Source organism: Blautia sp. MSK.18.38, assembly GCF_024460535.1.
GTDB lineage: Bacteria > Bacillota > Clostridia > Lachnospirales > Lachnospiraceae > Blautia_A > Blautia_A fusiformis.
Window position 1 is genome coordinate 81,688 of the sequence record NZ_JANFYP010000003.1, and the last position, 16,095, is coordinate 97,782.

General features: G+C 45.1%; 13 protein-coding genes. 12 read left to right on the forward strand and 1 reads right to left on the reverse strand.

Going from position 1 to position 16,095, the window contains the following annotated elements; translation table 11 throughout:
• Window positions 1-124: 124 nt before the first annotated feature.
• The 5 genes from NE638_RS03050 to NE638_RS03070 all read left to right on the forward strand — a co-directional run bounded on the left by NE638_RS03050 (window position 125) and on the right by NE638_RS03070 (window position 5,049).
• Window positions 125-652: a YceD family protein gene (locus tag NE638_RS03050; RefSeq protein ID WP_021652543.1), complete on the forward strand. Its 528-nt coding sequence runs from the start codon at window positions 125-127 to the stop codon at window positions 650-652.
• Between the two features lie 3 nt (window positions 653-655).
• Window positions 656-838 (forward strand): 50S ribosomal protein L32, encoded by a 183-nt coding sequence (rpmF, locus tag NE638_RS03055; RefSeq protein ID WP_015525241.1) that lies wholly within the window; start codon window positions 656-658, stop codon window positions 836-838.
• A gap of 96 nt (window positions 839-934) precedes the next feature.
• Window positions 935-2,302 carry an MATE family efflux transporter gene (locus NE638_RS03060; RefSeq protein ID WP_059085904.1) on the forward strand — a complete coding sequence of 456 codons (1,368 nt, stop codon included), beginning with the start codon at window positions 935-937 and terminating at the stop codon, window positions 2,300-2,302.
• A gap of 163 nt (window positions 2,303-2,465) precedes the next feature.
• Window positions 2,466-3,140 carry a hypothetical protein gene (locus NE638_RS03065; protein WP_021652547.1) on the forward strand — a complete coding sequence of 225 codons (675 nt, stop codon included), beginning with the start codon at window positions 2,466-2,468 and terminating at the stop codon, window positions 3,138-3,140.
• A gap of 40 nt (window positions 3,141-3,180) precedes the next feature.
• The gene (locus tag NE638_RS03070; protein WP_092069910.1) at window positions 3,181-5,049 is read left to right on the forward strand and encodes a GHKL domain-containing protein; all 1,869 of its coding nucleotides are present in this window, start codon (window positions 3,181-3,183) and stop codon (window positions 5,047-5,049) included.
• Here the strand turns inward: NE638_RS03070 and NE638_RS03075 are convergent.
• A complete protein-coding gene (locus NE638_RS03075) occupies window positions 4,988-5,716 on the reverse strand; it encodes a LytR/AlgR family response regulator transcription factor (protein ID WP_114002550.1) in 729 nt (242 codons plus the stop codon). The genes NE638_RS03070 and NE638_RS03075 overlap by 62 nt on opposite strands.
• 455 nt (window positions 5,717-6,171) lie before the next feature.
• On the opposite strand from NE638_RS03075, the gene NE638_RS03080 reads away from it, so the two are divergent.
• The 7 genes from NE638_RS03080 (at window position 6,172) to ilvA (ending at window position 16,000) form a co-directional block, all read left to right on the forward strand.
• Window positions 6,172-8,007, forward strand: coding sequence for an ABC-F family ATP-binding cassette domain-containing protein (locus NE638_RS03080; protein ID WP_173745763.1), 1,836 nt, complete (start codon window positions 6,172-6,174; stop codon window positions 8,005-8,007).
• Between the two features lie 230 nt (window positions 8,008-8,237).
• Window positions 8,238-9,284: a phosphate acyltransferase PlsX gene (gene plsX, locus NE638_RS03085; RefSeq protein ID WP_147603522.1), complete on the forward strand. Its 1,047-nt coding sequence runs from the start codon at window positions 8,238-8,240 to the stop codon at window positions 9,282-9,284.
• A 48-nt stretch (window positions 9,285-9,332) separates the two neighbouring features.
• A complete protein-coding gene (locus NE638_RS03090; RefSeq protein WP_147603521.1) occupies window positions 9,333-9,581 on the forward strand; it encodes an acyl carrier protein in 249 nt (82 codons plus the stop codon).
• The gene (rnc, locus tag NE638_RS03095; protein ID WP_021652555.1) at window positions 9,571-10,251 is read left to right on the forward strand and encodes a ribonuclease III; all 681 of its coding nucleotides are present in this window, start codon (window positions 9,571-9,573) and stop codon (window positions 10,249-10,251) included. Before NE638_RS03090 ends, rnc begins: the two co-directional genes overlap by 11 nt.
• Before the next feature lie 13 nt (window positions 10,252-10,264).
• A complete protein-coding gene (gene smc / locus NE638_RS03100) occupies window positions 10,265-13,825 on the forward strand; it encodes a chromosome segregation protein SMC (RefSeq protein ID WP_092069922.1) in 3,561 nt (1,186 codons plus the stop codon).
• An 18-nt stretch (window positions 13,826-13,843) separates the two neighbouring features.
• Entirely contained in the window at window positions 13,844-14,782 is a 939-nt protein-coding gene (ftsY, locus tag NE638_RS03105; RefSeq protein WP_015525230.1) for a signal recognition particle-docking protein FtsY, read from the forward strand.
• Window positions 14,783-14,788: 6 nt separating this feature from the next.
• Complete coding sequence (gene ilvA, locus NE638_RS03110; RefSeq protein ID WP_015525229.1) at window positions 14,789-16,000, forward strand: threonine ammonia-lyase; 1,212 nt, start codon at window positions 14,789-14,791, stop codon at window positions 15,998-16,000.
• Window positions 16,001-16,095 lie beyond the last annotated feature (95 nt).

The following is a 16,095-nucleotide window of genomic DNA, read 5'->3' on the forward strand; positions in this document are numbered from 1 at the left end:
CCCCGAATTTCTGATTAAGCCAACAGTAACAAAAAATTAAAAAAATGTAATATTTTCCCGAAAATAACGTTGACAAATCACAAGACCATATGTATAATGGATTGAGTGTGGATAGGAGAGACTTATGCAGATTCATTTATTAGACATTTCTTCCTGTGATGGCAAGACGATCCAGGAATCAGTTATTCCTGAACTGGAGAAGATTGATTTTCAGATGGGAAGTTTTCCGGTACTTGCGAAGGAACCGGTAGAGCTTACGATCACCAATACCGGTGATAAGGTTCTTGAGCTTACAGGAACCGGTAAGATTACAGTGGGCATTCCCTGTGACCGCTGTCTTGAGACAGTAGCCGTCGAGATACCGCTGGAATTTAAGAAGAAGCTTGATATGAAGCTTTCTGATGAAGAGCGTGTCAATGATCTGGATGAAAGCAGCTATCTCACAGGTATGAACCTGGATGTGGACCGGTTGGTCTATCTTGAGGTATTGATATGCTGGCCTTTAAAGGTCTTATGTAAAGAAGACTGTAAAGGTATCTGCAGCCGCTGCGGGAAGAACCTAAACGAAGGTCCCTGCGGATGCAAGGAGGAGCCTAAGGATCCCCGCATGGCAGCTATCAGTGATATATTCAGTAAATTTAAGGAGGTGTAACCTATGTCCATTTGTCCTAAGAACAAATCTTCCAAAGCTAGACGTGACAAGAGAAGAGCGAACTGGAAAATGAGCGCTATGAACCTTGTTAAATGTAGCAAATGTGGAGCACTTATGATGCCACACAGAGTTTGCAAAGCTTGCGGAAGCTACAATAAGAAGGAAATCATCAAAGTTGAGGACTAATTTTAATTAGACAGTCAATATATGATGCGAAAAGAGTCTGGTATGCTGAGATAAGTATACCGGCTTTTTTTATACTCTGGGGGGAAATAAAAAAATATGAAACAGAACAAAAATCAGAAAAATACCGCCGTGAACCAGATCACAGAGGGTGTGATCTGGAAGCAGCTTCTGATATTCTTTTTTCCGATCTTGTTTGGAACTCTGTTCCAGCAGATCTACAATACTGCCGATACAGTTGTAGTAGGCCGCTTTGTGGGAAAAGAAGCATTGGCAGCAGTAGGAGGCTCATCCAGTATGATCGTGAATCTCATCGTAGGTTTTTTTGTAGGTTTATGTTCCGGTGCGTCTGTAGTGATTTCTCAGTTTTACGGAGCGAAAGACCACAAAAACCTTAAAAAAGCACTTCACACATCCATGATCTTCTGCCTGGCTGCCAGTATTATTGTGGGAACAGCAGGTTTTATCCTGGCTGAGCCGATCCTTCACCTGATGAAAACACCGGCAGAAGTAATACCGGATTCTGTGTTGTACCTGCATATCTATTTTGCGGGAACATTTTTCAATCTGGTCTACAACATGGTATCCAGTATCTTAAGAGCAGTGGGGGATTCCAAAAGACCGCTCTATGTGCTGATCATTACCTGTTTGTTGAATATTTTGCTGGATGTTGTATTTGTAGTGATCTTCCATATGGGAGTCCTCGGTGTTGCACTTGCAACAGTCAGCTGCCAGGCAGTCAGTGCCATCCTTGTAACCTGGTTCCTGATGCGCGCAGAGGATATTTATCGTCTGGAATTTCATGAGATCCGTTTTGATCTCCGGTCTTTGGGGGCAGTTCTCAGGATTGGACTTCCGGCAGGACTGGAATCGGTGATGTATAATATTGCCAATCTCACCATTCAGATTTTTGTCAATGAACTGGGGACTGACACAGTGGCAGCCTGGGGAACTATGGGAAAGATTGATGCGGTGTTCTGGATGGTATGCAATGCTTTTGCCATCTCAATTACCACCTTTGTGGGACAGAATTATGGTGCCGGAAAATACCACCGCATGCGAAAAAGTGTCCGCGTCTGTATGGTGATGGCATACATTTCGGCGTTTATTGTAAGCGGAGCACTTATTCTGTTCGCAAATCCGATCTACCATTTGTTTACAACCGATCAGGTGGTTGTAGACATTGGGGTGCATATGATCCGTTTCCTGATTCCGTCCTATGCTATTTATGTTGTGATCGGAATTATTTCCGGAGCGCTGCGTGGTGCCGGAAGAGTACTGGTTCCTATGATCCTGACCTGTGGAGGAGTCTGTCTTTTACGTATCATCTGGTTGTTTGCTTTTGTAAGATCTCATCCGGGGATCGACAGTATCATGCTCAGTTATCCGGTGTCCTGGATAATTACTGCGGTACTGTTTGTCATCTATTATTTTCGGCGATTTCCAGGTATGCAGAAAAAGAAATAACGATATATGAAAAGGTGCTGATTCTGTGCAATAGCAGTGATCAGCACCTTTGTTTTGTTCGAAAGATGTCGATTTATTACGTATAGATTTGATTGCCTGAAAGCTGAAAAAGAGGTATTCTGGATGCAGATAGATGAAACATATGTAATGGGGATGACCAGATATGTATAATCTGCAAAAAACAATACGATATGGTTTTTGGTTGATACTTGAAGTTATTGCGCTGTGTGTCGGTATGATTTATAGCACGAGGACTGTACGGGCTGAACCTGAAGTACAGCAGCCGGCCAGAAAAGTAACAGAAGTTGTTACTGAAAAATGGACTGTGATCAGTGGAAAACGTCTGGATCTTATCCTGAAATATATGGGAGATATAAATTTTGAAAAAGAAGGAATCAGTCTTCGTATCCCTGCTTCTGTGGCACAAAGCTGGAAGGTAGCAGAGAATGGTACAATACAGGCACTGGTACAAAAGGTTTCCAATCATTCATATGAAATAAAGATCTATAAAGGCACTCAGAAGATCACGGATATTCCGGGGAGCCGGATCATGATACCGGTAAAAGAGATGTTTCCCAACGGAGATCCGGAAACTATGGAAATTACGGATTCCCGAGGAAGAAAACTAAAGACATTCCTGGATAAAAAGCAGGATCTTCTGATCGTTGACACGGACGAGACAGGAATCTTCTGCGTAAGAGGTCGGAAAATAGATGATATAGAAGAGAATCCTTTTGCAGTGGCAGTCCTGACGACAGCAACAATGATAACAGTGCTGATCGTAGGAATCCGAAGCAGATCCGGAAAGCGAGGTGACAGTCATAAAGGAGAAAAGTAGGCAATGGACCCTGATCTTTGGACTTACTGTGGTGTTATCTATGACTGCTTTTTTTATGATGTATCTCATAAATAATGAATATACAGCGAAAGGCGAGCAGCCCATTCAGGGAATCCTTTGTCTGGATGATAAAGATGCGGCGGCAAAGCTACATTATCTTGCCAGGGAATGGCAATATTTTCCGGGAAAGCTGCTTACACCTGAGATGCTGAAAAAGGATCCAGGATATTACAGTTGTTATATTTCGATCGGAGAACGTAATGAAATGGAACTGGGGAATAAAGAGGCTTCTACGTATGGATGTGGGACATACCGGATGTTTCTGATCCTGCCCGAAGAGGAAAAAATCTGGGCGATATCTATGGCGGAGGTTTTTTCCGCATACCGAATCTATATCAATGGAGAACTGGCCGGGGAAGTGGGGGATCCTGACGAAAAAACCTATATGGACCGGGTCATGAACCGTGTTTTTACGTTTCAGGGATCCGGGGTTGTAGAAATTGTCATAGCAGTAGCAGACAAAAGCCATATCAGATCCGGAATCCAGGCTATTCCGGTTTTGGGATCTCCGGTCCGTGTAAGCATACAGAGAGGACTGCGGGTACTCGGAAGCGGCTGTGCCATTGCGTTCTGTATCTGTATCATGTTTGGGACTCTTATGGTACATGTCAGAACCAGGACAAAAGAATTTGCTATTTTTAATCTGGTCTGTCTCTGTGTGGCAGGATATTCGTTATGCTCCCTGGTACATAATTTTTTTCTTCTTCCCACGAGGCCCTGGTATGCCCTGGAAACTATGATCTATTATCTGATCCTTTCCTGCATGATCCGGCTTGAGGATTGTATTATAGGAAAAAAAAGGGGCATATATCTGTTTCTTTTGATCGATCTCTGGATCGTAGTAGCTTTCTTTCTGGAGATTTTTGCGGATATACTTCCTTCAGCCAGGCTTCTTTATGATGTTGTCTGGATCAGTGAGGCAGTCAAATGGGTGGCAGCGATCTATATGCTGCTCAATACTTTTGGAGAAACAGATTGCAGATATGGAAAGATCGTTTTGGTGGGAACAACGATTTATGCCTGTTCCCTTGTGGCAGATCGGATAGGGTATCTTTATGAGCCGATTTTGGGAGGAGGTTTCCCGGAGACAGGTGGGCTGATACTGACAGCTGCGTTTGGCTGTGTTCTGTGGAGAGACCTGTCAGAAGCATATAAGATCAGTCTGACTTATGAGGTATATAGTCATCAGACTGAACTTCGTCTCCTTGCCCAGAAAAATCATTACGACCGATTAAAAGAACAGATGGAAGAAACCAGCCGTGTCCGTCATGATATGCGTCAGCACCTTCGTGTTCTGTCTGCATTACTGGAACGTGAGCAGTATGGAGAAATGCAGAAATACCTTTGCCGGTATACCCGTGAATTCCAGGAACGTTTGACCTATCATTCTTACTGTAAAAATCAGGTTGCCGATGCGATCTTACATTATTATGAAGAACTATGCAGAAAAAACGGGATCGTTTTTCAGTGTCAGGTAGAGGCACCGGAAAAAACAGGGATCCAGGATACAGATTTTTGTCGTCTCTTTGGAAATCTTCTGGAAAATGCCATAGAAGCGGCACAGCTTTGTCCGAAAGGCAGTTCCAGATTTGTCCGTGTACAGATACGTACCAGAAATAATAAACTTCTTATAAAAGAAGAAAACAGCTGCACAGATCCCTTACGCAGAAATAAAACAGGATTTTTTTCAGGTAAGCATTCCGGACAGGGGATCGGAACTGCGTCGATCATGGAAATTGCGGCACGTTATGGAGGGTTTGCGGATTTTCAGTCTGAAAATGGCATTTTTAAAGCTGAGATATTTCTTCATCTGACGCAAAGAGATACTGAAGATAGGCTTTACGGATAGCAGAAGAGCCACGTTTCCGGATCTGGACGACCTCCCCGTTGTCCAGAAGAAAGCCTTCTTCAGAAGCTTCCTGTATACGGTCCATATTGACGACACAGCCACGGTAACAGGAGAGAAAATTGGGACAGTCCCGGATCTGCTCCTCAAATTTGTGAAAGGTAAGATAAGAACGGACCGGACCGGCGTCGGTATGAAGGCACACTGCATTTCGGAATGTATCTGCATATAAAATACTGCGCAGAGGGACCCGGATGGGAACCCGGTCAGAAACGACTTCAATGTAACGGGATGCCAGTAAATGCCTGGATTGAAAGGAATCCAGAATGGAACAGAGTTTTTCTGGCTGAAATGGTTTCAGAAGATAATAGGAGGCTCCTACATCATAGCTTTCCACAGCGAAATCACTGCTGGTAGTGACAAAAACAAGGATGCAGTTATCGGACTGTCTTCGGATCCTGCGCGCAGCTTCCATACCTGTCATCCCGTCCATATAAATATCCAGGAACAGGATCTGAAATTTTCCGGGCTGATAATCTTCAAAAAATTCTTCTGCGCTGAAAAAATGACAGATTTCTGCCCGGATCTGTTTTTTCTCAAAATAGGAAACAGCGATATTCTTCAGGGCTTCTGCATCCGTTGAGATGTCATCAATAATTGCAATATTCAAAATAATATAACCTCCGGTTTATAAAAGAGTAGTAAAAATAGTATATCATAACTTTTATGTATATCCAATATCGGATTTTGGCCTGAAATGACGTATTGTGTAGAAAATTATCAGGAATGAACGTGCTTTTAGCAGATATTTAACATAAAAATGTCATATTTCATGGAAACTGTCATTTTGTCACAGGTCTGTTGTCATTTCCTGATAATTTTTTTACAATAGCGTCAAAAGATACGAAAGGCGGTGGATATACGAAAAATAAGGGCAGCAGCTGGCGACACCAGAAACTGTTGACCAAAATCCAGATAAAAAACAATCCCCCAAGAGGGCTGTACTTCCAGATTTGAGGTACAGCCCTTTCCCCTGTCATAACAGTGATTCTTGACGGAATCGTGGAAATTCGCTATCATGGAAATGATTTTTATATACTTTGGAAGAAAACGGAGAAAATGCGCATGAACATTCTTAATATAGAACATATCCACAAAATTTTTGGAGATAAGGTGATATTTGATGATATCTCCTGCGGCATCGATCAGGGAGAAAAAATAGGTATCATCGGTGTAAACGGAACCGGTAAAACTACTTTGCTCCGCGTGATCGCCGGAGAGGAAGAACCGGACGAAGGGCAGGTGATCACCCAGAACGGGATCCGGATCAGCTGGCTTCCCCAGACTCCGGAATTTCCGCAGCATATGACCATTCTGGACTATGTGGCAGAAGGCAAATGGCAGAAGGACTGGAGTACCGAAAGTGAGGCCAGACGCATGCTGAATACACTTGGTATTACCGATCAGAATATTAATATGGATAATCTTTCCGGTGGTGAAAAGAAAAGAGTGGCGCTGGCAAGGATGCTTTTAAATCCGGCTGATATTCTGATCCTGGATGAGCCTACCAACCATCTGGACGGAGAAATGGTCATATGGCTGGAAGATTTTCTCCGGAATTTTCGTGGGACGGTGATCATGGTCACTCATGACCGTTATTTCCTGGATCGTGTGGCAAACCGGATCCTGGAGATCAGCCACGGAAAATTATATTCCTATGCAGGAGATTATTCCAGATTTCTGGAGCTGAAAGCGCAGAGAGAGGAAATGGAGCTTGCCAGTGACCGGAAGCGCCGCAGTGTACTTCGGATGGAACTGGAATGGGCAGCAAGAGGCTGTCGTGCCAGAAGTACAAAACAGAGAGCAAGGCTTGACCGTTTGGAAGCACTGAAGGCGGGAAAAACCCCGCTGAAAGAGCAGAATGTGGAAATGGATTCCATTGAGACCCGTATGGGAAAGAAAACCATAGAGTTTCATCATGTAAGTAAAACCATCGAAGGTCGTCTTTTGATCAATGATTTTGATCATATTGTTCTTCGTGATCAGCGTCTCGGGATCATCGGGCCAAATGGCTGCGGTAAGTCCACACTTCTTAAAATGGCAGATGGACTGATCTTGCCGGATTCCGGAGAGATTCAGATCGGAGAAACGATCCGTATCGGGTATCTTGCACAAAACGTTCCGGATATGGATGGAAGACAGCGAGTGATTGATTATATCCGTGAGGTGGCGGAATATGTTCCGACAAAAGAAGGAAGGATCACAGCTTCCCAGATGCTTGAGAGATTTCTTTTTGATCCGGCCATGCAGTACACCCCGGTGGAGAAGCTTTCCGGAGGTGAGAAGCGAAGACTGTATCTTTTGAAGGTTCTGATGGAGGCGCCAAATGTTCTTCTTCTTGATGAGCCCGGAAATGATCTTGATATTCCCACCATGACCATTCTTGAGGACTATCTGGATTCTTTTTCCGGCATCGTGATCACAGTGTCCCATGACCGCTATTTCCTGGATAATGTGGTGAACCGTATTATGGCATTTGAGGGAGATGGCCGGCTTGTCCAGTATGAGGGCGGTTATACGGATTATCTGGAAGCAAAGGAAAGAAAGGGACAGTCTCTGGAAACGCGTTCAGATATGAATGGCGGTACAGTACAGGGAGAAACAGCTGAGCCTGAGAAAAAGAAATCCGCTGCAGATACCTGGAAACAGAACCGGAAACAGAAACTGAAATTCACCTATAAAGAACAGAAAGAATTTGACACTATTGACGATGACATCGCAGCATTGGAAGAACGTCTGGAGCAGATTGACAAAGAGATGGCTGCCAATGCCACAAATGCGGGAAAACTCAGGAAGCTTTCCGACGAGCAGCAGGAAATCCAGCAGAAGCTGGACGAAAAAATGGATCGCTGGGTATATTTAAATGATCTTGCAGAACAGATTGAAAATCAGAAAGAGTAAAAGATATTGACTTCTCAGGCAAAACTCTAGTATCATAAATAACGGTACGTTAACCGGATAAACTGCAAAGCAGTTATTCGGTTATGAGTAGGTAGCGAATGTGGATTTCGAATATCCGCTTAACTTTTGGTACTCTGCAATGAAAATCCTTATACGGATGTGTATGAGGATTTTCACTACAGTGTACCATATGCATTCCGAAAAGATTTCGGACAGAGAAAGGACAACATATGTCAGAAATGGTAAAAGTCGTTGTAGATGCAATGGGTGGTGACAATGCTCCCGAGGAACCGGTAAAAGCCGCGGTGGAAGCTGTGAAAGAAAAAGAGAACATCCAGGTCATCCTTACAGGAGTACAGGATGTGATCGAAGCAGAGCTTCGGAAATACCCGGATTATCCTAAGGACAGGATTCGCGTGGTGCATGCGTCTCAGGTGATCGAGACTGCGGAACCTCCGGTCATGGCTATCCAGAAAAAGAAAGATTCCTCTATTGTAGTGGGATTAAATCTTGTAAAAAAACAGGAGGCCGATGCCTTTGTTTCCTCCGGAAGCACCGGTGCGGTACTGGTAGGAGGCCAGGTGATCGTAGGCAGGATCCAAGGAATCCGGAGACCACCTCTTGCTCCGCTGATCCCTACGGCAAAGGGCGTTTCCCTTCTGATCGACTGTGGTGCCAATGTAGATGCGAGACCAGATCATCTGGTACAGTTTGCGCAGATGGGTTCCATCTATATGGAAAATGTAGTGGGTATTAAGAAACCAAGAGTTGCTATCGTTAATAACGGTGCTGAGGAAGAAAAGGGCAATGCGCTGGTAAAGGCTACCTTCCCTCTGTTAAAAGCATGTAAGGATATCAATTTCATCGGAAGTATTGAGGCGAGAGATATCCCGTCAGGTTATGCAGATGTAGTAGTCTGTGAAGCTTTTGTAGGAAATGTGATCCTCAAGCTTTATGAAGGTGTTGGAGCTACTCTGATATCTATGATCAAAAAAGGTATGATGACAAACATTCGCAGTAAAATGGGAGCTCTGATGGTAAAACCTGCTCTTAAGGAAACCTTAAAATCATTTGATGCCAGTGAATATGGCGGAGCACCGCTTCTTGGTCTGAAAGGTCTTGTGGTCAAAAGCCACGGAAGTGCCAGAAGCGTAGAAATCCGTCATGCGATCTTTCAGTGCGAGCAGTTTAAGGAAGAGAAGATCAATGAAAAGATCGAGGAGTTTATAGCAGCTGAGCAGAAAGCACAGGCGGAAGAAAAAAGCGAAAAAAAATAAAACCGGGATTGCCGGAAATATTACAGACAGAACAGGAGGCGAACAGTCGTGGAACTGGAAATGCTGAAGACCATCATCGAAAAAACTCTGGGAAAAAATATGGATGCCATTACAGAAAAAACTACCTTTGTGGATGATCTGGGAGTGGATTCTCTGGATTTTTTTCAGATTCTTATTGATCTGGAGGAAACTTTTGATGTTCGTATCGCCCCGGAGGAAGCCGAGGAGATCGTTACTGTCGGCGATGCAGTGGAGACTCTTCGCCGGGTAACGAAGGGAAGAAGAAATGGAAAATAATTTAAAAAAGCTGGAGCAGACTATCGGATACCAGTTTACCGCAAAATCTTTACTGGAGCAGGCAATGACACACAGCTCCTATGCCAACGAAAAACACCTTGGAAAGCTTGGATGCAATGAGCGTCTGGAGTTTCTTGGAGATGCGGTGCTGGAGTTGATCAGCAGTGATTTCCTGTACAAAAAATTCCGGAATAATCAGGAAGGTGAGTTGACCAAGAAACGTGCCAGCATGGTATGTGAAAAGAGTCTTGCCTACTGTGCAAGAGAATTCGGGCTTCCGGAGTTTATCCTCCTTGGAAGAGGTGAGGAAATGATGGGCGGTCGTAAAAGAGATTCCATCGTTTCTGATGCCCTGGAATCTCTGATCGGGGCTATGTATCTGGACGGTGGATTTGAACCGGCACAGGCTTTTGTTATGAAATTTATCCTGAACGATCTGGAGGATAAGAGGATTTTTTATGACAGCAAGACAGTGCTTCAGGAAATGGTACAGGAAGGCGGAAATCATCCGGTGGAATATCGTCTTCTGAAAGAAGAGGGACCGGACCACAGCAAGAGCTTTACTGTGGAGGCGCTGATCAATGGAAAAAGTATGGGAACCGGAACCGGCCATACAAAAAAGGCAGCAGAACAGGCTGCAGCCCTAGAGGCAATACGCAGTATAAAATAACAGCAGGTGGCCAATGTATCTGAAAAATATAGAGGTGCAGGGATTTAAATCCTTTGCACAGAAAATAAATTTTGAATTTCATAACGGGATCACCGGCATCGTAGGACCTAACGGCAGCGGAAAAAGTAATGTTGGCGATGCAGTCCGCTGGGTTCTGGGAGAACAGAGCGCCAAGCAGCTTCGAGGCGGGAATATGCAGGATGTTATCTTTTCAGGAACGGAGCTTCGCAAGCCTCTGAGCTTTGCGTCCGTGGCTATTACACTTGATAACAGTGATCACAAGCTCCCGGTGGATTTTGAAGAAGTAACCGTTACCAGAAGACTGTATCGTTCCGGTGAGAGCGAATACCGCATCAACGGCAGCTCCTGTCGTTTAAAGGACATCAATGAGATGTTCTATGATACCGGTATCGGAAAAGAAGGATATTCCATCATCGGACAGGGTCAGATCGATAAGATCTTAAGTGGAAAACCCGAAGAACGCCGAGAGCTTTTTGACGAGGCAGCCGGGATCGTCAAATTTAAAAGACGAAAAAATACCACACTGAAGAAGCTTGAGGAAGAACAACAGAATCTGGTCCGTGTCACGGACATCTTAAGTGAGCTGACCAAGCAGCTGGAACCGCTGGAACGTCAGTCTGAGACTGCAAAAATATATCTGGCAAAAAGAGAAAATCTGAAAGAGCTGGATATAAATATGTTCCTCCTGGAATATGAACACACCGGAAATCTGATCCGCGAGCTGGAAGAAAAAACCAGGATCGCAGAAAATCAGTTAAAAGAAGCCCAGGATGCTCATAGTCGTACCAAGGATGAATATGAACGTCTGGAAAAAATACTGGAAGAGCTGAATGAGCGGATGGAGGCGTTGCGGGAAGAAAGCCGGGATCGTGCTATCCGTAAACAACAGCTGTCCGGTGAGATCAATGTTCTTCATGAACAGATCCTGGCAGGAGAGCAGAATGATAGTCATTATCGCAGCCGTCTTTTAGCAGTTCAGGAAGATACGGAGAAAAAATCTGCAGACCAGGAGGCTCTGGAAGAGCAAAAAGCAGATCTTCAGGCAAATTTACGGGAGATCGACAGAAAACTTGCTGACGAGCAGAAAAAAATGGACAATATCCAGAGCAGCATCGAAGAATGCACCCAGGCAGTGGAAGATGGTAAGAATGAGATCATTGAGATCCTTAATTCCCGTGCAAACACCAAAGGTAAGGCACAGCGTTTTGATGCCATGAAGGAGCAGCTGGATATCCGGAAAGCAGGGATCAGTCAGAGGATCCTTTCCCTGAAAACCCAGGAAGAGGAGCAGCAGTCAGCGATCGATCAGGCACAGAAGGAATACGACACTATCACGAAGGCCATTCAGGAAACCAGAGAAGAAGGCAGCCGTCTTACAAAAGAGATACATGCCATCCAGGAAACCCTTAAACAGCAGAATACACAGCTGGAAAAGGAACAGACGTCCTATCATAGGGAGGCATCCAGACTGGAATCCCTTCGCAATATCACAGAACGTTATGATGGATATGGAAACAGTATCCGCCGTGTCATGGAACAGAAGAATCATGTTCCTGGGATCCGTGGCGTAGTGGCGGATATCATTCACGTTGAAAAAAATTATGAGATCGCTATTGAGACAGCTCTTGGCGGAAGTATTCAGAATATCGTTACGGATAACGAGCAGACTGCTAAGCAGATGATCGAATTCCTGAAAAAAAACCGGTATGGTCGTGCGACTTTTCTCCCGTTAAACAGCATTTCTTCAAGAGGCGAGTTTAATCAAAGAGGTGCTTTGAACGAACCGGGAGCTATTGGTCTTGCCAGTGGCCTGGTAACTGCAGAGAAGGAATATGACGGTCTGATCGGATATCTTCTTGGCAGAGTGCTGGTGGTGGATCATATCGATCATGCTATTGCCATTGCCAGAAAATACCGACACAGTATCCGTATGGTAACGTTGGAGGGAGAATCCTTAAGTCCAGGCGGTTCCATGACCGGTGGAGCTTTTAAGAACAACAGCAATCTTCTTGGGCGTCGTCGTGAGATCGAGGAACTGGAAAAGAAGGTAAAAGAGCTGGCAGCCGGGTATCATGAGATCCGACAGTCCATGGAAGATAACCGCAGCAGAAGAAATGAGATGCGTGATACTGTGGCGGCGCTGCAGCAGAAATTTCAGGAACAATCCATTCAGCAGAATACAGCCAGGTTGAACATTGAACAGCTGGAGAAAAAAGCGGAGGAGATCCGCGGCGGTTATACCAGGATCGAGAGGGAGCAGGAGGAGATCCGTCTTCAGGCAAGAGACATGCAGGCAGATAACATAAAGATCACGCAGGAACTTGAAGCATCCAAAAGGGATGAGGAAGAGCTGGAAACGTTTATTGAGACCCGGCAGAAGGAGCTGGAGGACTGGAAAAAGGACGAAGCGGAGACTTCAGAGAAGCTGGAAAGGATCCGTCTTGACGCATCTGCATCCCAGCAGAAGGAAAGCTTCATAAAGGAAAATCTGCGGCGCCTGAAAGAGGAGATCGAAGTTCTTTCGAAAGAGAGGGAAGAAATTCTGGATTCTCTGGAAAAAGGCAGCCAGGAAACTGCAGAAAAGAGAAAGACGATCGACAAGGTCCGTAAGGAGATCGAAGGCTTTGCCGCAAAAGAAGAGGCGGCTGCAAAACAGCTGGAAAAATGGCAGCAGGAAAAGGAAGAGCGCACAAAAAGCCATAAGGAGTTTTTTGAAAAGCGTGATGAGCTGTCTGGCCAGATCAGTCTTCTGGACAAAGAATGCTTCCGACTGAAGACTCAGGCAGAAAAGATCGAAGAGAACCGGGAAGCAAGGATTTCCTATATGTGGGAAGAATACGAGATCACTCCGAATAATGCCTTGCAGTACAGGAAAGAAGAAATGAATGACAGGCATGTGATGAAGCAGCAGATCCATAAATTAAAGGACGAGATCCGAGCTCTTGGCTCTGTCAACGTCAATGCCATTGAGGATTACAAAGAACTTCTGGAACGGCATACGTTCTTAAGCGGTCAGTACAACGATCTTTTGGAAGCGGAAAAAACGCTGGAACAGATCATCCAGGAGCTGGATGAGGGCATGCGGAAGCAGTTTAGCGAAAAATTCGGAGAGATCCAGAAAGAATTTGATAAAGCCTTCAAAGAACTGTTCGGCGGAGGCCGGGGAACTCTGGAACTTGCGGAAGACGAGGATATCCTTGAGGCAGGGATCCGGATCATTTCCCAGCCGCCCGGAAAAAAACTCCAGAACATGATGCAGCTTTCCGGTGGGGAAAAAGCTCTGACAGCCATTGCACTTCTTTTTGCGATCCAGAATCTGAAGCCTTCACCATTCTGTCTTCTGGATGAGATCGAGGCTGCACTGGATGATTCCAATGTAGGACGTTTTGCGGGATATCTTCAGAAGTTGACGAAGAACACACAATTTATTATAATAACACATAGACGTGGTACCATGAATGCAGCAGACAGGCTTTATGGAATTACCATGCAGGAAAAAGGGGTATCCACGCTGGTATCCGTAGATTTAGTAGAGAACCAGCTTACCCAGTAGCAGAGGGGATGAATCAGTATGGCAGAAGAAAAAAAAGGATTTTTTAAACGTCTGGTAAGCGGACTTACCAAAACGCGAGACAATATCGTTGCCGGCTTTGATTCCATTTTCAGCGGTTTTTCCAGTATTGATGATGATTTTTATGAAGAACTGGAAGAGATTCTGATCATGGGAGATATCGGCATTAACGCAACCACTTCCATTCTGGAGCATTTAAAGGAGCAGGTTGCTGAGCAGCATATCAAGGAGCCGTCCCAGTGCAAACAGCTTCTGATCGACAGCATCAAAAAACAGATGCAGGTAGAAAGCACAGAATATGAGTTTGAGAATCGGAAATCCGTGATCCTTGTGATCGGTGTCAACGGAGTCGGCAAGACTACCTCCGTAGGCAAACTGGCCGGTAAATTAAAGGATCAGGGAAAAAAGGTCATCCTCGGAGCTGCAGATACCTTCCGTGCGGCAGCCGGGGAGCAGCTGACACAGTGGGCCAACCGTGCAGGCGTTGAGATCATCGGCGGTCAGGACGGAGCAGATCCGGCATCTGTTGTCTATGATGCCGTGGCAGCAGCCAAAGCCAGAAATGCAGATATTCTGATCTGCGATACCGCAGGAAGACTTCATAATAAGAAAAACCTTATGGAAGAGCTTCGCAAGATTTACCGTATTCTGGAACGTGAGTATCCGGAAGCATATTTGGAAACGCTGGTAGTTCTTGACGGAACCACGGGCCAGAATGCGCTTTCCCAGGCAAGACAGTTTGCCGAGGTCGCAAACGTTACCGGAATCATTCTTACCAAACTTGATGGTACAGCCAAGGGCGGAATCGCAGTAGCGATCCAGTCTGAGCTTGACATACCAGTAAAATACATCGGAGTAGGCGAAAGTATCGATGATCTGCAGAAATTTGATGCAGACGCATTTGTAAACGCCCTCTTTGACGTAGAAGAAAGGAGCTAAATACAAATGCTTACATTAGAGAGCTTTGAGGAAGCGGCAGCAAAAGTAAAAGAAGTGACACAGGAAACAAAGCTGATATACAGCAGTTATTTCTCAGATATGACGGGAAATAAGGTTTATCTGAAGCCAGAGAATATGCAGCGTACCGGTGCATATAAGGTGCGTGGCGCATATTACAAGATCAGCACACTTTCTGACGAAGAGAGGAACAAAGGTCTGATCACTGCATCTGCAGGAAATCATGCCCAGGGTGTTGCTTATGCTGCACATAAATATGGAGTAAAAGCAGTCATTGTCATGCCAACTACCACACCACTGATCAAGGTAGAGCGCACCAAGAGTTACGGTGCGGAGGTTATCCTTCACGGCGACGTATATGACGAAGCCTGCGCACACGCACTTGCCCTTGCAGAAGAAAAAGGATATACCTTTATCCATCCATTTGACGATCCGGCAGTAGCAACCGGTCAGGGAACTATCGCCATGGAGATCGTACAGGAACTTCCGCTTGTAGATTACATCCTGGTACCGATCGGAGGGGGCGGACTTGCTACAGGTGTCTCTACACTTGCGAAGCTTCTGAACCCACACATCAAAGTCATCGGTGTTGAGCCGGCAGGCGCAGCATGTATGAAGGCATCCCTGGAGAAAGGTGAGGTCGTAACGCTTCCTCACGTAAATACTATCGCAGATGGTACTGCAGTACAGACTCCGGGAAAAAATATCTTCCCATATATCCAGGAAAATCTGGACGATATCATTACCATCGATGATGATGAGCTGATCGTGGCTTTTCTTGATATGGTAGAAAACCACAAGATGATCGTAGAGAACTCAGGACTTCTTACTGTAGCAGCTCTCCGTCATCTGGATGTAAAGAATAAGAAGATCGTTTCCATCTTAAGCGGTGGAAATATGGATGTGATCACCATGTCATCGGTTGTACAGCACGGACTGATCCAGCGTGACCGTATCTTTACCGTATCCGTACTTATTCCGGATAAGCCAGGTGAACTGGTACGTGTTGCAAGTGTGATCGCTGAAAATCAGGGTAATGTTATCAAACTGGATCATAACCAGTTTGTAAGTACCAACCGAAATGCAGCCGTAGAACTTCGGATCACTATGGAAGCATTCGGAACAGATCATAAGAATCAGATCGTTGCAGCTCTGGAAAAAGCGGGTTGCAAACCGAGAGTGGTACGTGCTATACTGTAGGACGTGTTATATTGCAATAACTGAAACTTCTGACCGGACTGTTGCATATGATGTAACAGCCCGGTCTTTTGCGAAAATACCTGCATAGACAGAAA